Source organism: Amycolatopsis sp. NPDC003861, from assembly GCF_053605405.1.
The window spans coordinates 48,785-69,302 of the sequence record NZ_JBSGJD010000003.1 but is presented as its reverse complement, the minus strand read 5'-3'; the positions used below and the strand labels follow the sequence as shown (position 1 = coordinate 69,302).

Annotated in this window: 23 protein-coding genes and 1 tRNA gene; 4 read left to right on the top strand and 20 right to left on the bottom strand. The window is 69.4% G+C overall.

The genetic code is table 11. The features are described 5' to 3' along the window. Positions 1-22: 22 nt before the first annotated feature. The 14 genes from ACWEVN_RS01735 to rplJ all read right to left on the bottom strand — a co-directional run bounded on the left by ACWEVN_RS01735 (position 23) and on the right by rplJ (position 13,065). On the bottom strand, positions 23-985 hold the full coding sequence (locus tag ACWEVN_RS01735; protein ID WP_449682210.1) for a hypothetical protein: 963 nt from the start codon (positions 983-985) through the stop codon (positions 23-25). A 173-nt stretch (positions 986-1,158) separates the two neighbouring features. Beyond that, positions 1,159-1,725, bottom strand: coding sequence for a hypothetical protein (locus tag ACWEVN_RS01730; protein WP_452049842.1), 567 nt, complete (start codon positions 1,723-1,725; stop codon positions 1,159-1,161). Positions 1,726-1,761: 36 nt separating this feature from the next. Beyond that, entirely contained in the window at positions 1,762-3,027 is a 1,266-nt protein-coding gene (locus ACWEVN_RS01725; protein WP_449682139.1) for an MCE family protein, read from the bottom strand. Then, positions 3,027-4,202: an MCE family protein gene (locus ACWEVN_RS01720; RefSeq protein WP_449682140.1), complete on the bottom strand. Its 1,176-nt coding sequence runs from the start codon at positions 4,200-4,202 to the stop codon at positions 3,027-3,029. The genes ACWEVN_RS01725 and ACWEVN_RS01720 overlap by 1 nt, the downstream gene beginning before the upstream one ends. After that, positions 4,199-5,383 carry an MCE family protein gene (locus ACWEVN_RS01715; protein ID WP_452049841.1) on the bottom strand — a complete coding sequence of 395 codons (1,185 nt, stop codon included), beginning with the start codon at positions 5,381-5,383 and terminating at the stop codon, positions 4,199-4,201. Before ACWEVN_RS01715 ends, ACWEVN_RS01720 begins: the two co-directional genes overlap by 4 nt. After that, positions 5,380-6,366, bottom strand: a complete 987-nt coding sequence (locus ACWEVN_RS01710; protein ID WP_449682142.1) for an MCE family protein — start codon at positions 6,364-6,366, stop codon at positions 5,380-5,382. Before ACWEVN_RS01710 ends, ACWEVN_RS01715 begins: the two co-directional genes overlap by 4 nt. Next, a complete protein-coding gene (locus ACWEVN_RS01705; protein WP_449682143.1) occupies positions 6,363-7,391 on the bottom strand; it encodes an MCE family protein in 1,029 nt (342 codons plus the stop codon). Before ACWEVN_RS01705 ends, ACWEVN_RS01710 begins: the two co-directional genes overlap by 4 nt. Then, complete coding sequence (locus ACWEVN_RS01700; protein WP_452049840.1) at positions 7,388-8,725, bottom strand: MCE family protein; 1,338 nt, start codon at positions 8,723-8,725, stop codon at positions 7,388-7,390. The genes ACWEVN_RS01705 and ACWEVN_RS01700 overlap by 4 nt, the downstream gene beginning before the upstream one ends. Further along, complete coding sequence (locus ACWEVN_RS01695) at positions 8,722-9,558, bottom strand: MlaE family ABC transporter permease (protein ID WP_072474798.1); 837 nt, start codon at positions 9,556-9,558, stop codon at positions 8,722-8,724. The genes ACWEVN_RS01700 and ACWEVN_RS01695 overlap by 4 nt, the downstream gene beginning before the upstream one ends. Positions 9,559-9,562: 4 nt before the next feature. Then, positions 9,563-10,315, bottom strand: a complete 753-nt coding sequence (locus ACWEVN_RS01690) for an MlaE family ABC transporter permease (protein WP_003060268.1) — start codon at positions 10,313-10,315, stop codon at positions 9,563-9,565. A gap of 38 nt (positions 10,316-10,353) precedes the next feature. Next, the gene (locus ACWEVN_RS01685) at positions 10,354-11,535 is read right to left on the bottom strand and encodes an ABC transporter ATP-binding protein (RefSeq protein WP_086842345.1); all 1,182 of its coding nucleotides are present in this window, start codon (positions 11,533-11,535) and stop codon (positions 10,354-10,356) included. Positions 11,536-11,822: 287 nt separating this feature from the next. Next, positions 11,823-11,957, bottom strand: a complete 135-nt coding sequence (locus tag ACWEVN_RS01680; RefSeq protein WP_310967802.1) for a hypothetical protein — start codon at positions 11,955-11,957, stop codon at positions 11,823-11,825. Between the two features lie 117 nt (positions 11,958-12,074). Next, entirely contained in the window at positions 12,075-12,461 is a 387-nt protein-coding gene (gene rplL, locus ACWEVN_RS01675; RefSeq protein WP_310967803.1) for a 50S ribosomal protein L7/L12, read from the bottom strand. Positions 12,462-12,510: 49 nt separating this feature from the next. Beyond that, positions 12,511-13,065, bottom strand: coding sequence for a 50S ribosomal protein L10 (gene rplJ / locus ACWEVN_RS01670; RefSeq protein WP_091303982.1), 555 nt, complete (start codon positions 13,063-13,065; stop codon positions 12,511-12,513). A gap of 278 nt (positions 13,066-13,343) precedes the next feature. Here rplJ and ACWEVN_RS01665 point away from each other — a divergent pair, with 278 nt between their 5' ends. Next, positions 13,344-14,312, top strand: coding sequence for a hypothetical protein (locus ACWEVN_RS01665; protein ID WP_452049839.1), 969 nt, complete (start codon positions 13,344-13,346; stop codon positions 14,310-14,312). Here the strand turns inward: ACWEVN_RS01665 and ACWEVN_RS01660 are convergent. The 6 genes from ACWEVN_RS01660 to ACWEVN_RS01635 form a co-directional block, all read right to left on the bottom strand. After that, complete coding sequence (locus tag ACWEVN_RS01660; protein WP_452049838.1) at positions 14,309-15,082, bottom strand: alpha/beta fold hydrolase; 774 nt, start codon at positions 15,080-15,082, stop codon at positions 14,309-14,311. The two genes, ACWEVN_RS01665 and ACWEVN_RS01660, sit on opposite strands and share 4 nt — an antisense overlap. Before the next feature lie 161 nt (positions 15,083-15,243). Beyond that, entirely contained in the window at positions 15,244-15,963 is a 720-nt protein-coding gene (rplA, locus tag ACWEVN_RS01655) for a 50S ribosomal protein L1 (RefSeq protein WP_452049837.1), read from the bottom strand. Between the two features lie 80 nt (positions 15,964-16,043). Next, positions 16,044-16,481 carry a 50S ribosomal protein L11 gene (gene rplK / locus ACWEVN_RS01650; RefSeq protein ID WP_043781763.1) on the bottom strand — a complete coding sequence of 146 codons (438 nt, stop codon included), beginning with the start codon at positions 16,479-16,481 and terminating at the stop codon, positions 16,044-16,046. 75 nt (positions 16,482-16,556) lie between these two features. Then, on the bottom strand, positions 16,557-17,408 hold the full coding sequence (gene nusG / locus ACWEVN_RS01645; protein ID WP_449682148.1) for a transcription termination/antitermination protein NusG: 852 nt from the start codon (positions 17,406-17,408) through the stop codon (positions 16,557-16,559). A gap of 73 nt (positions 17,409-17,481) precedes the next feature. Further along, positions 17,482-17,922, bottom strand: a complete 441-nt coding sequence (gene secE, locus ACWEVN_RS01640; protein WP_449682149.1) for a preprotein translocase subunit SecE — start codon at positions 17,920-17,922, stop codon at positions 17,482-17,484. 26 nt (positions 17,923-17,948) lie between these two features. Continuing rightward, a tRNA-Trp gene (locus ACWEVN_RS01635) sits at positions 17,949-18,021 on the bottom strand. Between the two features lie 206 nt (positions 18,022-18,227). Here ACWEVN_RS01635 and ACWEVN_RS01630 point away from each other — a divergent pair. The 3 genes from ACWEVN_RS01630 to ACWEVN_RS01620 all read left to right on the top strand — a co-directional run bounded on the left by ACWEVN_RS01630 (position 18,228) and on the right by ACWEVN_RS01620 (position 20,516). Next, the gene (locus tag ACWEVN_RS01630; protein ID WP_452049836.1) at positions 18,228-19,148 is read left to right on the top strand and encodes a TIGR03619 family F420-dependent LLM class oxidoreductase; all 921 of its coding nucleotides are present in this window, start codon (positions 18,228-18,230) and stop codon (positions 19,146-19,148) included. A 61-nt stretch (positions 19,149-19,209) separates the two neighbouring features. Beyond that, complete coding sequence (locus tag ACWEVN_RS01625; protein WP_449675922.1) at positions 19,210-19,560, top strand: GntR family transcriptional regulator; 351 nt, start codon at positions 19,210-19,212, stop codon at positions 19,558-19,560. After that, the gene (locus ACWEVN_RS01620; RefSeq protein WP_452049835.1) at positions 19,557-20,516 is read left to right on the top strand and encodes a hypothetical protein; all 960 of its coding nucleotides are present in this window, start codon (positions 19,557-19,559) and stop codon (positions 20,514-20,516) included. Before ACWEVN_RS01625 ends, ACWEVN_RS01620 begins: the two co-directional genes overlap by 4 nt. Positions 20,517-20,518: the final 2 nt, after the last annotated feature.

The window sequence follows — 20,518 nt, the reverse complement described above, 5'->3', positions numbered from 1 at the left end:
CACGGGAAAGTGCCGCTCCCGGCTACTTCGTCGGCGACGGGGAAGCCGGGGCCGACGAGGGGGCCGGCGACGCCGCCGGGATCTTCGGGGCGTTGTAGGTGTCCATGTCGGTGATCTTCCACTTGTCGCCCTGGAGCTGGGCGTTCAGGTGGAGCTGGGCGGTGCCCGCCGTCGTCTTCTTCGTGTCCGTGCGGGTGGAGGTCTGGTCCACGAAGACCATCACCTTCGCCAGGTCGCCGTTCAGCATGATCACCGCCGCGCGCGTCACCTTGCACGTCACGATCATCTTCTGCTGCGGCGCCAGCCGCTTCACCTCGCCCATCAGCGAGTTGTACTTGTTCTTGACGTCGTCGTTGGCGAGCAGGTCGTTCGCCGCGTCCTCGGTCTTCTTGATGTTGCTGAAGTCGTAGGAGAACAGCGCCTCGGCCGCCTTCGACACCGCGTCCTTGACCTGGGCCGTCTTCGCGACGTCCAGGAGCGCCGTGTTGCTCGTCGCCGAGGAGACCTTGACCTCTTCGGACTTGAACCAGAACGCGAGCCCGCCCAGGATCAGCGCGACCAGCACCAGCGCGCCGGCGACCAGGTACGGCTTCGGCACCTTCGAGCCCGCGGGCTTCGCCGGCTCGTCTTCCGCAGCGACGACCTCGGCTTCCTCGGTCGGCTTCGCGATCCCGGTGTCCCGCTTCTTCCGCCGCGGCGCCGGCCGCTCCGCGACCTCCTCCTCGGCCGCGGGCTCCCCCGTGAGCGCGTCGACCTGGGGTTCGGCCTCGACGGCCGCGAACACCTGCGTGTCCTCGGCGGCCGCGGTGTCGAGCTGCCCGCCGGCCGGCTCCACCGGTTCGGCCGGCTTGGCGACCGGCCGGGGCATCGGCCGCGGCGCCGGCCTCGGCCTCGGCTTGCGCGTTTCGGCGGACGGGACGGCGGGCTGCTGGCCGGTCCGCTCGGCGGCGGACTCGTCCGTCGCGGGCTTGCGCAGCCCGGCCACGCGGGGACGCCGCGACGGCGTCGGAGTGCTGCGCGGCGGCTGGCGGCGGGAGGGAGGCACTACAAGCTCCTTAGACGTGACGCTGGTGAGGCTTATTCAGCCGTCGCCCGGCGCTAGGTAACTGCTGCTCAGGCGGCTGCGGGTGGGTTGCGCCGGGCTAGCCAGAATAAGCCTCACTGGCCGGCCGCAACGAGCGGAACACTGTCGATGCCGGACAGCTTCCACTCCTCGCCCACCCGGGTCATCGACACCTCGAGGCGCAGCGGCTTCGCGCTGCTCTTGCCCCCCTGGGTGACGGTGGTGGCGATGGCGGCGAGGAAGCTGGCCTTGCCTTCGTGGTCGTCGAGCTCCTCGACGGCGATGTCCTGGACGTCGGTGGTGACCTTCGTCTTGGCGTCGGAGAGCGCCTTGCGGAAGGTCGGCGCGGACTGGTCGATCTGCTGCGCCATCTTGTCGTCCGACACCGCCTTCTGCCGGGCGAAGAAGCCGTCGAGGTCGGTGTAGTCGACCTCGGTGTAGGCCTTCAGCGCGTTCGTGCCCGCCTTGACGACGGCCTCGCGCGAGGCCGCCAGACCGGCGTTGTCGTCGGCCGCGGCCGCCCACCACTGGATGCCGAAGAACGCCGCGGCGATCAGGGCGGCCAGCGCCAGCGCCCCGGCGCCGAGCACCAGGGTCCGCGAAGGGTCCTTCGCCGGCTTCTCGGAGACCTCCGCCGAGGGGGCCGGCTCGTCCGTGCTCATGACACTCCAGAGTAGGTAACGGTCATCAAATCCCCGTCAGGACAGGCCGAGCAGCGAGCCCAGGCTGTTCAGGCTGACGCCGGGGCTGCCGACGATGCCCGGAACGCCCCGGGTGTCCCGCTCCTCGGCCAGTTCTTCGGCCGGCCGGTTCTTGTTGGCCGCGACGTCGCTGTCCGACGGCGCGACCGGCACCCCGCCGTACGGCGCGTTCTGCGAACCGCGGACGTTGATCGGGCTGCCCTTCGGTTCGGCACAGTACGCGTCTTCCTTCGCCGGCTTCGCCGAGAGGTCGTTCCCGGTGCGGTACTGCGAGTACGGCAGGTAACCCTTGGTGCACGACGGCGGGTTGAACAGGTTGAGCACCAGGCCGAGGTGGGCGGTGCCGTCGCCGGGCGCCACGCTGCTGGCCGCCCCGGCCAGCGCCGGGTACGTGACCAGGCCCTGCTCGATGCCGTCGAGCCGGGTGACGGTCAGGTTGGCCGTGGTGAGCAGGTTCGCCGTCAGCGCGCCGAGCCCGGGACCGGACTCCTGCAGCACCTGGCTGACCTGCGCGGCCACCTGCGGCGTGATGCCGATCAGCTTGCGCAGGTCGCCGTCGGAGTTCTTCAGCGTGCCGGTGAGTTCGTTGAGGCTCTTGCTGAACGACGCGAAGTTCTGCGCCTCGTCGTTCTGCGTGTCGAGCACCTGGCCGCCGGCGTCCAGGAGCTGGATCGTCTGCGGCAGGTACTGCTGCGCCGTCGTGGTGAAGCTGCGCGCGGTGTCCAGCAGCTTCTGCAGGTCGCCGCCGGTGCCGCGGAAGGCGTCGTAGGACTCGTCGACGACCGTGCGCAGCGAGTCGACCGGGACCGACGCGGCGAGCGAGTCGAGGTCGCCGATCAGGCGGTCGGTGCTGACCGGGGTGGTCGTCTTGGTCGCCGGGATCACCGAGCCGCCGGCGAGGTACGGGCCCTGGTCGGCTTTGGGGCGCAGGTCGACGTACTGCTCGCCGACCGCCGAGCGGTTGGCGACGACGGCGTCGAGGTCCGCGGGCACCTTCGGGGCCGACGGGTCGATGTTCAGGTCGGCCTCGAGCCCGGTCGGCGTCAGCCGCATTTCGCCGACCCGGCCGATGTTGAAGCCGCGGTAGGTGACTTCGGCGTTGGTGAAGATGCCGCCCGATTCGTCGAGCTGCAGCTTGACCGTGTAGCCGTCGTTGCCGAAGACGCTGCCGAGCCCGGCGAACCGGATCAGCGCGTACACGATCGCGACGACGGAGATGACCGCGAAGGCCACCAGCTGGATCTTCGTCCGGCGGATCAGCATCAGCCCGCACCTCCCAGCAGCCCGAAGAGGTTGCCCAGGCCCGGCTTCGACTGCGCGGACTGGGTGCCGGCCCCGGGGATGGGCAGCGGCGGCGGCTGGTTGGCCTGCGTGCCCTGGACCCCGCCGGTCAGGCCGGCCAGCGGCAGCTGCCCGGAGAGCGCGTTCTGCCGGCTGTTGCCCAGGTTCTCGACGACGGTCTTCAGGTTCAGGTCCACCTTCGCGAACAGGTTGAAGTAGTCGCCCTTGACGTCGTTGACGGCCTGGTCGCTGAACGGGAACGTCAGCAGGATCTCCAGGGCCTTCGGCAGGTCGTTGCCCGCCTCGCCGAGCTTCTGCAGCGTCGGCGTCAGCGCCTTGAGGTCGGCGACGAGGTCCTTCTGCGACTTGTTGACCGTGTCGGTGGCGACGCCGGAGAGGTTGTCCAGGGCCTGCAGCATGGTGACCAGCTGGCCGCGCTGCTGCTCCAGCACGCCGAGCCCGGGCGCGAGGTTGTCGACCGCGCCGACCAGCTTGTCCTTCTGGCCGTTGAGGGTCGAGGAGAGCCGGTTGAGCCCGTCGATGGCCCGGGTGATGTTCTGCGACTGCCGGTCGAGGTTCGTCACCAGCTGGTTCGCGTTGTCCAGCAGCGCCTTGATGTCCGGCTCGCGGCCGGACGTGGCGTTGTTGAGCTCCTTGGTGATGGTGTTGAGCTGGTCGACCCCACCGCCGTTGAGGAGCAGCGACAGCGCGCCGAGCAGTTCTTCGACCTCGACGCTGCGGTTGGTGCGGGCGAGCGGGATGGTCGCGTTGTCGGTGAGCTTCCCGTGGGCCTGGTCGTCCCCCGGCGAGGCCAGTTCGACGTACTTCTCGCCGAGCAGGCTGGACTGCTTGACGTTGGCGATCGCGTTGGCCGGCAGCTTGATGTCGCCGTTGACCTTCAACGTCACCAGCGCGTGCCAGCCGTCCTTGGTGAGCCCGACGTTCTCGACCCGGCCGACCGGCACCTCGTCGACCTTCACCCCGGCCTGCGGGGTCAGGTCGAGCACGTCCCGGAACTCGACGTTCACCGTGTACGGGTGGTCGCCGAGGTCGGCGCCCCCGGGCAGCGGCAGGTCGTAGATGCCCTTGAAGGCACAGCCGGACAGCACCAGCGCGGACGCGGTGGCCAGCGTTCCGACGGTCAGGAGCTTCTTCACTGGCCACCTCCGTAGAGCTGCCCGGCGATGGGCAGCGGCAGCGGCGGCAGCTGGCCGGACTGCAGGGCCTGCACGGTCTGCGCCACGGACGGCAGCGGGATCGCCTTGTCGACCACGGCGGCGATGCTCTCGCAGGCGTTGCCGAGCACGTCCGGGATGCCGTTGGTGCCGACTTGCTTGAGCAGCCGGCAGATCATCACCAGCGGCGGCTGGGTCAGTTCGTTGAGGTTCGGCCGGGCGTCGAGCGTGCCCGCCGCGCCGTTGTAGGTGTTGACCAGGTTGCTCAGGCCGACCGGGGCGACGTCGAGGATCTCGGCGAGCGAGCTGCGCTGGTCGACGAGCACCTTCGTGATGCCGGCCAGCTTGTCCACATTGGACTTCAGCCGGTCGTGGTTCTGGTCGATGAACGCCTGCACCGCGGTGAGCGTCGTGCCCAGCTGCTGCACGGTCGCGGCCAGGTTGTCCTTTTCGGACGCCAGGTAGCCGCTGACGTCGGCGAGCCGGGACTCGAAGGTGCGGACCTGCTTGTCGGAGTCGGCCAGCGTCTGCGAGAACTTGCCGAGGTTCTCCACCGTGGAGAACAGGTCGTCCTTGTTGCCCGACAGCGTGCCGGCCGCCTGGCCGAGCTTGGTGATCGTGTCGTGCAGGGCCTGGCCGTTGCCGTCGACGTTGGCCGCCGCGGTGTTCAGCAGGTTCGACAGCGACCCCTGCTTGTTGGCGCCGTTCGGGCCGAGGGTCTCGCTGACCCGGGCCAGGCTGGCGGCCAGCTGGTCGACCTCCAGGGGCACCTCGGTGCGGTCGAGGCCGATCACCGCGCCGTCGGTGATGCGCGGGCCGCCGGTGTAGGCCGGGGCGAGCTGGACGTACCGGTCGGACACCAGCGACGGCGCCACGATGAGCGCCTTCGCGTCGGCCGGGACGGCGACCGAGCGGTCGTACTCGAAGTCGACCTTCACCCGGTCGCCCATGGGCTGGATCTTGGTGACCGTGCCCATGTCGACGCCGAGCATCCGCACGCTGTTGCCCTCGTACAGGCCGACGGCGCCGGCGAAGTACGCGGTCAGGTGGTTGCGGCCGGCGTCTTTGAGGGTCCACCAGATCCCGCCGGCGACGACGAGCGCGAGCACGATCGCGATGGTGAAGCCCCGGGTCAGAGCCTGGCCGAAGCGGGTGTCACTCATTTCGTGTAGCACCCCTCTTCGTTGATCGGGCCGAACGACGGCAGCAGCAGGCCGCAGATGTAGTTGTCGAACCAGCGGCCGTTGCCGATGGTGTTGGTGAAGACGCGGATGAAGGGCGCGAACTTCTTGAGCCCCTCGGCCAGGGAGTCCTGGTTGCGCTGCAACATCGACGTCAGCTGGTCGAGCTGGGTCAGCACCGGGTCGAGCTGGTGGGAGTTGTCATCGATCAGGCCTTGCAGCTGGGTGGCGAGCTCGCGGGAGCCGTTGAGCAGCGCGGTGATCGCGTCCTCGCGCTTGGCCAGCTCGCCGAGCAGGTCGTTGCCGTCTTCTAGGAGCTTCTGCACTTCGGCGTCGCGGTCGACCAGCGTCTGCGACACCTCGCGGGTGTTGGCCAGCAGGTTCGACAGCTGCTGGTCGCGCGAGGCGATCGTGTCCGACAGCTTCGACAGCCCGGACAGCGCGCCCCGGACGTCCTCCGGGGTGTTGGCGAAGGTCTGCGAGATCGTGTCGAAGCTCTGCGCCAGCTGCTTGGTGTCGATGTCGTCGACCGTCTGGGACAGCCCGCGGAAGGCGTCGAGCACGTCGTAGGGGGCCATCGTGCGGTCCCGCGGGATCCCGGTGCCCGGGTTCAGCGCGTTCTCGCCCTGCGGGTCCAGCGACAGGTACTTCTGCCCGAGCAGCGTCTTGATCTTGATCGCCGCACTGGTCCGGTCGCCCAGCCAGGCGTCCTTGACCTTGAACGACACCTTCACCGACGCGCCGTCGAGCTCGATGTCGCTGACCTTGCCGACCTTGACTCCGGCGATCCGGACGTCGTTGTCCTTCTGCAGCCCGGAAGCCTCGCTGAACTCGGCGGAGTACGTGGTGCCGCCGCCGATCACCGGGAGGTCGTCGGAGTTGAGCGCGGCGATGAAGCCGAGCGCCAGCACGACGATCCCGACCAGCGCGATCGGCACGGGGTTGCGCTTCTGGAAGGACTTCATCCCTGGCACCTCGACCGGTTGGCCGGGATCAGCGGCAGTTCGACCGGTGGAATCAATGGGGGCAAGCTGACCGTCCCGGAGAACTCGCAGGCGTAGAAGTTGAACCAGGAGCCGTAGTCCGCGGTGCGGGTCAGCGTGCTCACCTTGGTCGGCAGGAACTGGATGAAGTGCTCCAGCTCCGGCTCGTTCTTGTTCAGCTGCTGGGTCAGGGTGCCCAGCGCGCCGATGTCGTTCTTCAGCGGCTCGCGGACTTCGCCGAGCAGCCCGGACGTCGTCTCGGCCAGGTTGCCGAGGCTCTCGATCGCGTCACCGATGGGCTTGCGGTCGGCGGCGAGGCCGGACACCAGCTGCTGCAGCTTGACGATCAGGTCGTTGAGCTGCGGGGTGTGCGCGTTGACCGTGTCGAGCACCGAGTTGAGGTTGTCGATCACCTCGCCGATCACCTGGTCCTTGTCGGCGATGGTGGTGGCCAGCGACGCCGTGTGCGACAGCAGGCTTTCGACGGTGCCGCCCTCGCCCTGCAGGACCTGGATGACCTCGTAGGACAGCTTGTTGACGTCGTCCGGGTTGAGCGCGGTGAACAGCGGCTTGAAGCCGTTGAACAGCTCGGTCAGGTCCAGCGCCGGCGTGGTGCGGTCCAGCGGGATGGTGCCGCCGGGTTGCAGCGTCTTGCCGCCGGAGTTCTCGCCCTCACCGAGCGAGACGTACCGCTGGCCGACCAGGTTGCGGAACTTGATCTGCGCGGTCACCCCGGCCGGCAGCGTGCGGCCGGCGTCCACTTCGAACTCGACCTCGGCCTGGCGCTTGTCGACGATCTTGACGTCCTTGACCTGCCCGACCCGGACGCCGGCGATGCGGACGTCGTCGTTGGGCAGCAACAGCGTCGCGTCGGTGAAGCGCGCCTTGTAGGCGTTGGTGCTGGTGGTGTTGATGTTGGCGATGCTGATCCCGAGGATCGTCGTGAACAGCACGGTGACGACCACGAAGACGCCGAGCTTGATCAGCGGTGCGAGCAGGCCCCTCACTTGACCGTCACCTCCGCTCCCCGGTACAGCGGGCCGACGAGCAGCGAGCTCCAGCCCGGGACGTCGGCGGCGTTCAGGCCCAGCTGCGGGCCGAGCAGATCGGCCAGGAAGCCCTGCTCCGCCGTCGAGTAGGCAAGTTGATCAGCGCTGTCACCGCCTCCGCTGCCTCCACCGGCCGCGTCGGCCTTGAACTTGGCCGGGTTGAGGCCCTCGCCCACGCTCTTCGGCGCGGCCTGGTGCAGGGTGCCGTCCTTGAACGCGCCGTCCGGCGGCTCGGACGGGAACGGCTTGGGGATGTCCTTGATGTCGTAGCAGCGCGGCCCGCGCTTGTCGTCGAACCGCGGCTCTTCCTTGCCTGCTTGGTAGGGCGCGCGCGGCACGATGATCTCGATGGTCGCGTGCAGGCCGGGCTTGTCGGTGCCCTTGCCCAGCGCCTGGTCGATCAGCGGCACGTTCTTGGCCATCTGCGAGATCACGCAGGGGTACTCCGGCGCGTACTTCGCCAGCAGCTCGGCCGTCGGCCGGGCGGTGTCGACGAGGGAGATGATGTTGTCCTTGTTGTTCTGCAGGAACGTCTGCAGGTCCACCGAGGCCTGGGTCAGGCTGCCGTAGAGGTTCGACAGGTTCTGCCGCTCGTCGACCACGGTCCGGGTCGTCGTGCTCAGGTTGTCCAGGCTCTGCACCAGGTCCGGGGCCGCGTCCTTCAGGTGGTCGGAGAACTCCGCGAGCGCCTTGAGGTTGTGCTGCAGCTCGGGCTCGTGCGGGTTCAGCTCGCCGATGTAGGTGCCCAGCTGCGACAGCGTGTCGCCGAGCTGGTCGCCGCGGCCCTGCAGCGCGGTCGAGATCGCCGTGAGCGTCGCCGACAGCTTCTGCGGCTGGACCGCCTGCAGCACCGGCATCAGGTGGGAGAACGCCTGCTCCAGCTCGACGGCGTTCGACGTGCGGTCCTGCGGGATGACGTCCCCGTTGGCCAGGGTCTTCGCCGACGGGTCCTTCGGGATCTCCAGCGACACGAACCGTTCGCCGAAGAGCGTCTTGGGCAGGAACCGCGCCGAGACGTTCTCCGGGATCAGCTTCGCCGACTCGGGCTTGAGCGCCAGCGTGAGCTCGGCGCCCTTGTCCGTCGCCACGATGTCCTGGACGGACCCGACGATCAGCCCGCGCACCTTGACGTCGGACTGCTTGATCAGCTGGTTGCCGATCTTGTCGGCCTGCAGTTTGACCGTGACGACCGGCGTGAACGCCTTGTCGTAGAGGGCGATGGACAGCGCCACCCCGCCGACCATCACGGCGATGAGCAGCAGGCCGAGCAGCCTGCGTCGAAGCGTCCTCATCCCGCGATCCTTACCGTGACGTCGGTTCCCCAGATGGCGAACCCGATGAAGAAGTTCATGATCGACACCGTGACGATGGACAGCCGCACGGCCTTGCCGACCGCGACGCCGACGCCGGCCGGGCCACCGGTCGCCCGGTACCCGAAGTAGCAGTGCGACAGGATGATCAGGACGCTGAACAGCAGCACCTTGATGAACGAATAGAGCACGTCCTGCGGTGGCAGGAAGAGGTCGAAGTAGTGGTCGTACGTACCCGCGGATTGGCCGTAGATGTAGATGACGACCAGTCTCGACGCGAGGTACGAGCTCAGCAGGCCGATGATGTAGAGCGGGATGACCGCGACGAACCCGGCGATGATCCGCGTCGTCACCAGGTACGGCAGGCTCGGCACACCCATGACTTCGAGGGCGTCGATCTCCTCGGAGATCCGCATCGCGCCCAGCTGGGCGGTGAACCCGGCGCCGACCGTGGCGGACAGCGCGAGCCCGGCCACCAGCGGCGCGATCTCACGGGTGTTGAAGAACGCGGTCAGGAAGCCGGTGAACGCCGACGTCCCGATCGAGTTCAGCGCCGAGTAGCCCTGGAGGCCGACGAGGACACCGGTGAACAGCGTCAGGCCGACCATCACGCCGACCGTGCCGCCGATGACGGCGAGGGAGCCGGAACCGAAGCTCACCTCGGCCAGCAGCCGCAGCACCTCTTTGGTGTAGCGGCGGATGGTCCGCGGCGTCCACAGGAGCGCGCGGCCGTAGAACGACATCTGGTCACCGAGGGTGTCCAGCGTCTGCAGGGGACGGTTGGCGACGCGTTTCGCGCCCTGGAGGAACGTCATGGCGCTAGTCCAGCTTTCCGGGCACGATCTGCAGGTAGATCAGGGTGATCACGAAGTTCACGACGAACAGCAGCAGGAACGTGATGACCACCGACTGGTTCACCGCGTCCCCGACGCCCTTCGGGCCGCCGGAGGGGTTCAGGCCCCGGTAGGACGCGACGACGGCGGCGATGAACCCGAAGATCAGCGCCTTGATCTCACCGACCCACAGGTCGGGAAGCTGCGCGAGGGCGGAGAAGCTCGCCAGGTATGCGCCCGGCGTCCCGCCCTGCAGCACGACATTGAAGAAGTAGCCGCCGAGCACGCCGATGACGCTGACCATGCCGTTGAGCAGGAGCGCGACCAGCATCATGGCGAGGGTGCGCGGGACGATCAGCCGCTGGACCGCGGAGACGCCGAGCACCTCCATCGCGGCGATCTCTTCGCGGATGGTCCGGGCGCCGATGTCGGCGCAGACGGCCGAGCCGCCCGCGCCCGCCACCAGCAGCGCGGTGACCAGCGGACTGGCCTGCTGCACGGTGGCGAGCACGGAGCCCGCGCCGGTGTAGGACTGCGCGCCCAGCTGGCGGGCGAGCGAGCCGAACTGCAGCGAGATGACCGCGCCGAACGGGATGGCCACCAGGGCCGTCGGCAGGATGGTCACGCTCGCGATGAACCAGGACTGCTGGATGAACTCCCGCAGCTGGAAGGGCCTCTGGAACAGGCCGCGGACGATGTCCAGGCCGAGAGCGAACAGGTTCCCGGTCTCGCGGAGCATGCCGATCCCGGGGATCTTCGCCTGTGTTGCGGGAGAACTCACCGGCCACCTGGCCCGTTGTCGCGTGGCGGTGGCATCCGGTGCGTGCCGGGTCTCGGCGGCTGGCCGCCGCCCGGGATCCGGGCCACCTGGTCGGCGGGCAACTGCCCGTGGTGCTGGTTCGGGACGCCGTCACCCTGCGGGCGCGCCCCGACCTGCTGCGGCTGGCCGCGGTGCGGGCGCACGCCGTAGTGGCGCTGCTCCTCCGGGCTCAGCGACTCGATGATGCTTTCCTGCGCGGCCGGCGGCAGCCGGTGCATGATCTCCATGACCCGGTCCTTGCGGCGGACCGCGCCCATCCGGGTCGCCACGCCCGGCGTCGTCTGCATCTGCGGCGGCACCCCGCTGATGTCCTCGACCCCGCCCGCGTGGTGGCCGGCGTCGAACATCGCCTGCTCGGCGGCCATCTGGGCGGAGTCCTTCTCCTCGGACATGCCGATCGGGCCCTGCATCTTGCCGTTGAGGAACTGCTTGACGACCGGCTCTTCGCTGGTCAGCAGCACCTCGCGCGGGCCGAACATGACCAGTTCCTTGCGGAAGAGCATGCCCAGGTTGTCCGGAACCGTGCGGGCCAGGTTGATGTTGTGCGTGACGATCAGGAAGGTCGCGTCGATCTGGGCGTTGACGTCGAGGAACAGCTGCGAGATGTAGGTGGTGCGGACCGGGTCGAGGCCCGAGTCCGGCTCGTCGACCAGGATGATCTCGGGGTCGAGCACCAGGGCGCGGGCCAGGCCGGCGCGCTTGCGCATCCCGCCGGAGATCTCGCCCGGGAGCTTCTTGTCGGCGCCGTTCAGACCGGTCATGTCGAGCTTCTCGAGGACGATCCGGCGGATCTCCGTCTCGGACTTCTTCGTGTGCTCGCGCAGCGGGAAGGCGACGTTGTCGTAGAGGTTCATCGAGCCGAATAGCGCGCCGTCCTGGAAGAGGACGCCGAAGAGCTTCCGGATCTCGTAGAGCTTGTGCTCGGAGCAGGTGACGATGTCGACACCGTTGATCACGCAGCGGCCGCGGTCGGGCTTGAGCAGCCCGATCATCGACTTGAGGAAAACCGACTTGCCGGTCCCTGACGGGCCGAGCATGGCCGACACTTCGCCCGGGGGGAGCGTCAACGTGACGTCCCGCCAGATGGTCTGCTTACCGAAGGACTTCGTCAGACCTTCGATGACCACCTCGGCACCCATCGCACCTCCAGGAGCTGTTCCGCGTCATTGCGCCCGCTGCCACACCCTGCCACCCACGCCGGCGGCGGATGTGGGCCGGTGGCGCCCACGAACCCGCGTCAACCAGGTGCAACGAGCTGAGTGCGATTAGGTTACTCACCAGTTTTCTTTTCTGGCCAGCCCCGGGTTCATCGTCATCCCGCCGTGATCGCCAATGGGCAGCACGGTAGTCCATTCGGGCCAACCACGCAGTTCTTCAGGCCCCTGAACCCACGATTCGGGGGCCCGGGGCCAATCGGACACAGGTCCTAGGGGATGACGGTGAGAGCGGCGACGACCAGCAGGAACACCACGGGCGCGACCACGGCCGGCAGCGAGAGCGTGCAGAGTTGGCGGTCGGTCAACTGCTGGGCGAGGAGCTCGAGGTGCTCGGGGTCGGTCATGGTCATCAGTCGCGGCCGGGGCGGCCGGCGCAACATCCGGACTTTCCCGGCAAAACGGAACGGGCGGGCACCCGAGTGGGTGCCCGCCCGTTCGCGGAGGCGCTTGCGCGCCGGAAATCACTTGATGGAGATCTTGGCGCCCGCGGCCTCGAGCTTCTCCTTGGCGGCCTCGGCGGCCTCCTTGTCGACCTTCTCCAGGAGGGCCTTGGGAGCGGCCTCGACCAGCTCCTTGGCCTCCTTCAGGCCCAGGCCCGAGACGACCTCGCGGACGACCTTGATGACCTGGATCTTCTTGTCGCCGGCGCCCTCGAGGACGACGTCGAACTCGTCCTGCTCCTCGGCGGCCGGGGCAGCGGCGGCACCCGGGGCGGCAGCGGCGACGGCGACCGGCGCGGCGGCGGTGACGTCGAAGACCTCTTCGAACTCCTTCACGAACTCGGACAGCTCGAGGAGGGTCAGCTCCTTGAAGGCGTCGATCAGCTCGGCGGTGCTCAGCTTCGCCATGATGGCTTCCTCTCAGAAAAACGAACTAGACGTTCGGGGTGGGGGTGGTTCAGCTCTCGGCGGGTGCTTCGGCTGCTTCGGTACCGGCGGCGTTGCGCTGCTTCTCCTCCAGCGCGGCAGCCAGGCGGGCGACCTGGGACGCCGGCGCCTGGAACAGCGCGGCGGCCTGGGACAGCTTCGCCTTGAACGCGCCCGCCGCCTTGGCGAGCAGGACCTCACGGCTGTCGAGATCGGCGATCCGGTTGATCTCGTCCACGGACAGCGCTTTGCCGTCCATGTAGCCGCCCTTGATCACAAGCGCGTTGTTGTCCTTCGCGAAGTCGCGAAGCGCCTTGGCGGCGTCGACAGCTTCACCCTCGACGAAGGCGATGGCTGTCGCGCCGACGAACAGGTCCTCGAGACCCTGGATGCCGGCGTCCTCGGCCGCCCGCTTGACCAGGGTGTTCTTCGCGACCCGGTACTTGGCACTGGTGCCGAGAGCGCGGCGCAGCTGGGACAGCTGTGACACGGAGAGGCCGGTGTACTGGGTAACGACGGTGGCCGAGCTGGTGCGGAAGCTCTCCGCGATCTCGGCGACGGCCGCCACCTTGTCGGGCTTCGCCATGGGTCGCCTCCTCTCTTGGCTAGTGTTTCCACTGGCTTTCGAGGAGCCCTCAAACGACGAAACGCCCTCGCGCAGACAGGCGCGGGGCGTCATCGGGCACCAGGGTGCCCGGCCTCGTTCCTCCTGCGCGGGCCGCCCGGCGAGTGCGGGACCTTCGTTCCCCGTGTTGGCGGGGAAAACCAGCGGTCTTCGGTAGAACCGTCATCGAGAATACCTTGTCAAGCCGACAGGCCTTCGCCGACCCCCACCTTCCCGGCGACGTGAGGCATCATGGTCACGTGGCGGAGCAGCGCGATGACGGAAAGCCGGGCTCGGAAATCGAACCGGCGGGCTCGAACGTGCCACCGGCCGTGCCGCCGCCCAGCAACGCTCCCGTCCCGGTCCAGGGCGCCCCGGCGCTCCCGCAGCCGTCCGGCACGTCCGCGCAGCCGCCGACCGACCCGGCCGAGCTGGCGCAGTTCCGCCAGTTCCAGCAGTTCCAGGACTACCTGCGCTTCACCCAGGCCCAGCAGGGCACCCAACCGGCCCCCACCTCGGACGCGGGTGTCGTCCAGGCACCACCGTCCCAGCCGGCGCCGCACCAGGGCGGCCGGCCCCCGATGATCCCCGAGGGCTACCAGCTGGTCCCGGTCGAGCGCCGCCGGGCGCCGAAGTGGGTGACCTGGCTGGGCAAGAAGGTCCTCGCCTGGGTGCTGGCGTTGATCATCCTCGGCGTCGCGGGCACGTGGCTGTACAACCACTTCTTCCCCAACGACTCCGGCAAGACCTCCGCCCAGCTCGCCCAAGAGGGCGGCGGGAAGTACCACACGAACCACGTGTTCTCGACGAACCCGTACGAAGCGGTGCGGATGGTCTACCACAACATCGCCCAGGGCCGGGTCGCCGACGCCTGCGGCCGGTTCCAGAACGAGGGCCAGCGCGACGTCCAGACCCAGTTCGCGCAGGACATCGCCCAGACGTTCCGGCAGAGCGCGGCCCAGGCCGACTGCAAGAAGGCCGTCGAATTCCTCGCCACCCAGGTGACGAACAAGAACGACTACGCCGAATCCCTGCCGTCGAGCATCTCGGAGCCGCTGCCCGGCGACACCGTGACGATCGATTCCTGCACCTTCCCCGTCACCGGCGGGCCGGCACTGGGCGTGTTCACGGTGTCGAAGGTCGAGAAGGGACAGTGGCTCATCACCGGCCACGCGATCGGGCCCGCCAAGTGCAGCGGCGCCCCGACCGTGGCGCCGACGAGCCGTTAGCGCGGGTGCGGCGCCGACAAGAACGACACCAGGGCCTCCGCGAACGCCGGTGACATCACCGCCGTCATGTGGTCGCCCGGAATCCGCACCAGCCGGGCCCCCGCGATCGCCGCCGCCAGTCGCTCCGGCTCCGCCGCCAGCTGGTCCTGCTCGCCCGCCAGCACCAGCGTCGGCACCCCGATCGCCGACAGCTCCAAGTGCCCCTCCCGCGACGCCAGTGCCACCGCCGCCAGCGCCCGGCGATCGCCGCCCACCGCGTCGGCCAGCAGGCGGAACGGGACGCCCGACCGCGGGACCAAGGCGGGGTCCTCGGCCAGCAACGCCGAAGCGATCTCGACCGGCTTCACCACCCGCAGGTCGACGCCGCCGAAGTCGACGATGCCCGAGCCCACGCCGCCCGTGGCCAAGCAGCGGATGCGCTTGTCCGTCGCCGTCGCCGTCAGCGCGATGATCGCGCCCATCGAGTAGCCGACCATCGAGACTTCGTCGAGGCCCAGCTCGTCGAGCAACGCCGAGACGTCCCGGGCCATCGCGTCGTCGGCGTAACAGGACTCGTCGTGCGGCTTCTCGGAGCGGCCGTGGCCGCGCGCGTCCAGGGAAATCACCGTGAAGCCCGCCGAGCGCAGGGCCGCGACGACGCCCGTGGAGATCCAGTTCGCGTTCGTGTCCGCGGCGAACCCGTGCTGCAGCAGCACCGGGCGGTGGACGCCGTCGCCCTCCCACACCGTGTAGTTCAACCGGAGGCCGTCGAACGACGCGAAAGTCGGCATGCCGTCCATCAGACACGAAGAAAGGGCGCCCCCGCAGCAAGCGGGGACGCCCTTTCTGGTGATCTCAGCCTCAGAACCTTATTCAGCCGTCGGCCGGCGCGAGGTTCGCCTCATGTGGGCAAGTCGCGTGCCGTAGCGCCGTCCTGACCAGAATAAGGTTCTCAGACGGCCGCTTCCTCCGAGAGGAGGTTGCGGGTCCGCAGCGGGTCGACCGGGATGCCCGGGCCCATCGTGGTGGTGAAGGTGACCTTCTTCAGGTAGCGGCCCTTCGCCGACGACGGCTTGGCGCGGAGGATCTCGTCCAGCGCCGCCGCGTAGTTCTCGACCAGCTTCTCGGTGTCGAAGGAAGCCTTGCCGATCACCAGGTGCAGGTTGGCCTGCTTGTCGACGCGGAAGTTGATCTTACCGCCCTTGATGTCCTTCACGGCCTTCTCGACCGCGGGGGTCACCGTGCCGGTCTTCGGGTTCGGCATCAGGCCACGCGGGCCGAGGATGCGGGCGATGCGGCCCACCTTGGCCATCTGGTCCGGCGTCGCGATCGCGGCGTCGAAGTCGAGCCAGCCACCCTGGATGCGCTCGATCAGTTCGTCGGTGCCGACCGCGTCCGCGCCGGCGGCTTCGGCCTCGGCGGCCTTGTCGCCGAGGGCGAAGACGATGACGCGGGCGGTCTTACCGGTGCCGTGCGGCAGGTTCACGGTGCCGCGGACCATCTGGTCGGCCTTGCGGGGGTCCACACCGAGACGCATCGCGACCTCGACGGTCGCGTCCATCTTGGTCTTGGAGGTCTCCTTCGCCAGCTTCGCGGCCTCGAGCGGCGCGTACAGGCGCGCCTTGTCGATGAGCTCCGCAGCCTGGCGGTAAGCCTTGCTGTGCTTGGTCATGCTTCTGTCCCTAACTTCGAGAATGGATCAGTGTGGTGACGAGCCAGCACTCGGCTCTCCCACGGGTAGAGCGGCAAACGTCAGGCGTCGACGACCGTGATGCCCATCGAACGAGCAGTGCCGGCGATGATCTTCGCGGCCTGGTCGATGTCGTGCGCGTTGAGGTCGGTCTCCTTGGTCTTGGCGATCTCGCGGACCTGGTCCCAGGTGACCTTGGCGACCTTGGTCTTGTGCGGCTCGCCGGAGCCCTTCTCCACGCCCGCGGCCTTCAGCAGCAGCTTCGCGGCCGGCGGCGTCTTCAGCTTGAAGTCGAACGACCGGTCCTCGTACACGGAGATCTCGACCGGGACGACGTCCCCGCGCTGCGACTCGGTCGCGGCGTTGTAGGCCTTGCAGAACTCCATGATGTTGACGCCGTGCTGACCCAGCGCGGGGCCGACCGGCGGCGCGGGGTTGGCCGCACCCGCCTTGATCTGCAGCTTGATGATCGCCGCAAGCTTCTTCTTCTTGGGTGGCATTTCTTTTCCTGTCCTGTACTACGTTCCCCGCGTACCTGCCGTGGACGCGGGGACTGCGGCCGAAAAGGCCGGCCGTCAGATCTTGGAGACCTGGTTGAACGACAGCTCGACCGGGGTCTCCCGGCCGAAGATCGACACCAGGACCTTCAGCTTCTGCCCGTCGACGTTGACCTCGGAAATCGTCGCCGGCAGCGTCGCGAACGGGCCGTCCATGACGGTGACCGACTCGCCGACCTCGAAGTCGACCTCGACGGCCGGGCCGCCGAGCGGCGCCGCCGCGGCGGTCTCGCCCTTGCTGGCCTTGGCCGGGGCTTCCTTCTCGACCTGCGGGGCGAGGAACTTCAGCACCTCGTCCACGGTCAGCGGCGACGGCCGCGAAGTGGCGCCGACGAACCCGGTGACACCCGGCGTGTTGCGCACCGCGCTCCACGAGGCGTCGTTCAGGTCCATCCGGACCAGGATGTAGCCGGGCAGCACCTTGCGCTGCACCTGCTTGCGCTGGCCGTTCTTGATCTCGGTGACCTCTTCGGTCGGGACCTCGATCTGGAAGATGTAGTCCTCGACGTCCAGGGTCTGGGTGCGGGTCTCGAGGTTGGTCTTGACCTTGTTCTCGTACCCGGCGTAGGAGTGCACGACGTACCACTCGCCGGGCGCGGCGAGCAGCTCGGAACGCAGCTTGGCGACCGGGTCCTCGTCGTCCGCGGCGGGCTCGGCGCCGGTCTCGTCGATCACGTCGTCGGCGGAAGCGTCGTCGTCATCGCCGGAGGCGGCGGCCTCGTCGGCAGCGGCGTCGTCGTCGGCCTCGGCGTCCGGCACGTCGACGGGCTCGAGGTGCGCGGACTCCTCGTCACCGAGTGCCGCGTGCACCTGCTCGTCGGAAAGCTCGGTCAGGTCGTGACCGGCTGCTGTGCCGTTGTCGGAGGTCACGTTCCGTCCTCTCAGTTGATCATTGCGGGCCAAGGCCGGGACCTGGGCCCCATCGGCGCGCGCCGGGGGCGCGTCAGCCGAAGATCTTGCCGATGCCCCACTTGAATGCCAGGTCGAGCACGCTCACCAGGCCCACCATGAACACCACGAACGCCAGCACGACGATGGTGTAGGTGACCATCTGCTTGCGGTTGGGCCAGATGACCTTGCGCAGTTCCGCCCAGACCTCGCGGATGAAGCGCACCAGCCGCGCGAACACGGAGGCCTTCTTCGGCTTCTGGTCGCGCTTCGGAGTCGGAGCGCCCTTCGCGTCGGGGGCGGTCTTCTCCCCCGACTTCCCGGCCGGGCGGGTCTTGTCGTCCGCACGTGCCGCGGACTTCCCCGCCGGACGAGCGGTCGCACGGCGCTCACGCCGGGCAGCGGCTGTGACGGGACGGGACGGGCTCTCGGGCTTCTGCCCGGTGCCGTCCTGCTCCTGCTCGCCGCCGCTGGCGTCGCTGTCGCTCACGACCACTCCTCCGCTCCACCAGTTCCGTTACGCAGGGGTGACAGGACTTGAACCTGCAACCTGCGGTTTTGGAGACCGCTGCTCTGCCAATTGAGCTACACCCCTGTGGAGCCCCGATCGCTCGGAGCCCCGGTGGACGCATTCCATCGTCCCCACCATCCAGGCGGGGATGACCGTAGTGCGTTCCAAGTCCCGAAGTCTACGGCAAGCCTCGCGGGAGCCCGCAACCGCGCCCCCCGATCGACCGCCGTACCCCGGCCGGCCTGCGGAAAACTCCCCGCAGACCTCCTGATCATGCCAGGATGTCCGCCATGACGACCACCCCCCGTCCGGCGGGGGCTCCGATGCGGCTCGGCCTCGCGCTCCCCCAGTACGGCGCCCTCGCCGACCCCGCCGCCGTGCCGCGCTTCGCGACGGCCGCGGAGGACCTCGGCTTCGCCTCGCTCTGGGTCGGCGACCGGATCCTGACGCCGCTGGCACCTTCGGACCTCTACCCGGGCGGCGGGACGCCGGAACACCCGTACCCCAGGGAGTTCGAGACCTTCGCCGACCCGTTCACCACGCTGGCGGCCGCGGCGGCGGTGACCCGCACGGCCCGCCTCGGGATGAGCGCGCTGACCGGCCCGGTCTATTCCCCGGTCCTGCTGGCCCGGGCGCTGACCTCGCTCGACCTGGCCAGCGAAGGCCGCCTCGACGTCGGCTTCGGGCTCGGCTGGCTGCGCGAGGAGTACTTCGCCACCGGCGTGCCGTGGGAGGGCCGGGGCAAGCGGCTCGACGACCTCCTCGACGCCCTCGACGCGCTCTGGACCGGCGAACCGGCCGAGCACACGGGCCCGCAGTGGCGGATCGCGCCGTCGACGGTCGGGCTGCGCCCGGCGCAGGAGCCGCGCCCGCCGGTGCTGCTCGGCGGGTTCTCGCCGCCGGCGCTGGCCCGGATCGGCCGCCGCGCGGACGGCTGGCTCGCCGGCTGGATGCCGGAGCAGTACCTCACCGGGCTCTGGTCGGTGGCCCGGGAAGCGGCCGAAAAGGCCGGGCGCGACCCGGACACCCTGCGGCGCGTGCTGCGGATCAACCCGCGCCAGGGCACCGCCGTCGAGACGGCCGCCGACGTCCACCCCTGCCTCGACGTCGCCCGCGAGCTGGGCATCTCCGAGGTGCTCGTCGACCTGCACTACGTGGCCAAGGACGTCGACCACGCCCTGGAGCTGGCCGGCGAACTGATCTCCGACTGAGCCACCCTCAGTGTGACGCACGTCTCGCGCACGGCGTCATTGTTCTATTATAGTTAGAACTATGCTCGTTCAAATCGATCCGAGCTCCACGGACCCGCTCTTCGAGCAGGTGGCCGCGTCGCTGCGCCGGTCGCTGGCCGACGGTCACCCGCCGCCCGGGCAGCAGCTGCCGCCCGCCCGGGAACTGGCCGCGGCGCTGGAGATCAACGTCCACACCGTGCTGCGGGCGTACGCGCTGCTTCGCGACGAAGGCCTCATCGACCTGCGGCGACGCCGGGGCGCCGTCGTCATCGGCGGCGCGTCCTCCCGGGCGCGGCTGGCCGAGCTGGCCGAGGACCTGGTCCGCGAGGCGAAGCGCGCGGGCGTCGGCCTCGACGAGCTCACCGGGGTGTTGAAGGAGAAGTACTCATGACCAAGCTGATCCGGGTCCTGGTCGCCACGGCCGTGCTGCCGGGCGCCGCGCTCGCCGTCGCGGGTGCGCTGGAGAACGTGTGGGCGGGCCGGCTGCCCGACCCGGTCGCGACGCACTGGAGCAGCGCGCCGAACGGACACACGCCACTCAGCACGTTCACCGGCGTGACGCTGGGGCTCGGCACCGTCGCCGTCCTGCTCCTGGCCGCTTCGGCGGTCACCGCGCTGCGCCGCGGGCGGCCGCTGCCACGCCCGACCGTCGGGGTGGGCGCCGGGTTCGCCGCGCTGCCGGCCGCGGTCCTGCTCTCGGTGCTCGTGGCGAACCTCGACGTCCCGGACTGGCAGGCGGCCCGCGGCGGCGCCGGCATCGTGCTCTTCATGCTGGGCGCGGCGGCCGTCGGCGTCGTGGCGGCGCTGGTCGGCGGGCTGCCGTCGGCGCCGGTGCAGGAGGAGACCGCGCGCCTGCCGAGCGTCGGCCTGCGGCCCGGGCAGCGCGCGTTCTGGTCGGGCCGGGCGGCGAACCCGGGGATGCTCTGGGCGCTGGCGCTGATCCCGGTGGCGATCGCCCTCGTGCCCACCGGGCTGCCGTGGGCGACGGCCGCCTGGATCGCCCTGGTCGGCCTGGTCGTGACGGCGCTGACGTACCGGCTCTCGGCGTCCGTGGACGCCAAGGGCGTGACGATCCGCTTCGGCCTCCTCGGCGTCCCGTGGCGGCACCTGGCGCTGGCGAGCATCCGGGAAGCGACCGCGCGCGAGCTGTCGACGTTCGGCGACGGCGGGCTGGGCCTGCGCTTCAACCCGGTCACCGGCACGACGGCGTACAAGGTCCGCGGCGGGCCGGCGCTGGCGCTCGCCCTGGAGAACGGCCGGACGGTGCTGGTGAGCGTGGACGACCCGGAAACCGGGGCCGGGCTGGTCAACGACCTGCTCGCGCAACGGATCACCCGGATTGACTAGGC

Bases quoted from the DNA above. Each gene is read 5' to 3' on its own strand.
- ACWEVN_RS01730 (WP_452049842.1), bottom strand. From the start codon at position 1,725: ATGAGCACGGACGAGCCGGCCCCCTCGGCGGAGGTCTCCGAGAAGCCG.
- ACWEVN_RS01725 (WP_449682139.1), bottom strand. From the start codon at position 3,027: ATGCTGATCCGCCGGACGAAGATCCAGCTGGTGGCCTTCGCGGTCATC.
- ACWEVN_RS01715 (WP_452049841.1), bottom strand. From the start codon at position 5,383: ATGAGTGACACCCGCTTCGGCCAGGCTCTGACCCGGGGCTTCACCATC.
- ACWEVN_RS01710 (WP_449682142.1), bottom strand. From the start codon at position 6,366: ATGAAGTCCTTCCAGAAGCGCAACCCCGTGCCGATCGCGCTGGTCGGG.
- ACWEVN_RS01700 (WP_452049840.1), bottom strand. From the start codon at position 8,725: ATGAGGACGCTTCGACGCAGGCTGCTCGGCCTGCTGCTCATCGCCGTG.
- ACWEVN_RS01695 (WP_072474798.1), bottom strand. From the start codon at position 9,558: ATGACGTTCCTCCAGGGCGCGAAACGCGTCGCCAACCGTCCCCTGCAG.
- ACWEVN_RS01690 (WP_003060268.1), bottom strand. From the start codon at position 10,315: ATGCTCCGCGAGACCGGGAACCTGTTCGCTCTCGGCCTGGACATCGTC.
- ACWEVN_RS01685 (WP_086842345.1), bottom strand. From the start codon at position 11,535: ATGGGTGCCGAGGTGGTCATCGAAGGTCTGACGAAGTCCTTCGGTAAG.
- ACWEVN_RS01680 (WP_310967802.1), bottom strand. From the start codon at position 11,957: ATGACCGACCCCGAGCACCTCGAGCTCCTCGCCCAGCAGTTGACCGAC.
- rplL (WP_310967803.1), bottom strand. From the start codon at position 12,461: ATGGCGAAGCTGAGCACCGCCGAGCTGATCGACGCCTTCAAGGAGCTG.
- rplJ (WP_091303982.1), bottom strand. From the start codon at position 13,065: ATGGCGAAGCCCGACAAGGTGGCGGCCGTCGCCGAGATCGCGGAGAGC.
- ACWEVN_RS01660 (WP_452049838.1), bottom strand. From the start codon at position 15,082: ATGCCGACTTTCGCGTCGTTCGACGGCCTCCGGTTGAACTACACGGTG.
- rplA (WP_452049837.1), bottom strand. From the start codon at position 15,963: ATGACCAAGCACAGCAAGGCTTACCGCCAGGCTGCGGAGCTCATCGAC.
- rplK (WP_043781763.1), bottom strand. From the start codon at position 16,481: ATGCCACCCAAGAAGAAGAAGCTTGCGGCGATCATCAAGCTGCAGATC.
- ACWEVN_RS01630 (WP_452049836.1), top strand. From the start codon at position 18,228: ATGACGACCACCCCCCGTCCGGCGGGGGCTCCGATGCGGCTCGGCCTC.
- ACWEVN_RS01625 (WP_449675922.1), top strand. From the start codon at position 19,210: ATGCTCGTTCAAATCGATCCGAGCTCCACGGACCCGCTCTTCGAGCAG.
- ACWEVN_RS01620 (WP_452049835.1), top strand. From the start codon at position 19,557: ATGACCAAGCTGATCCGGGTCCTGGTCGCCACGGCCGTGCTGCCGGGC.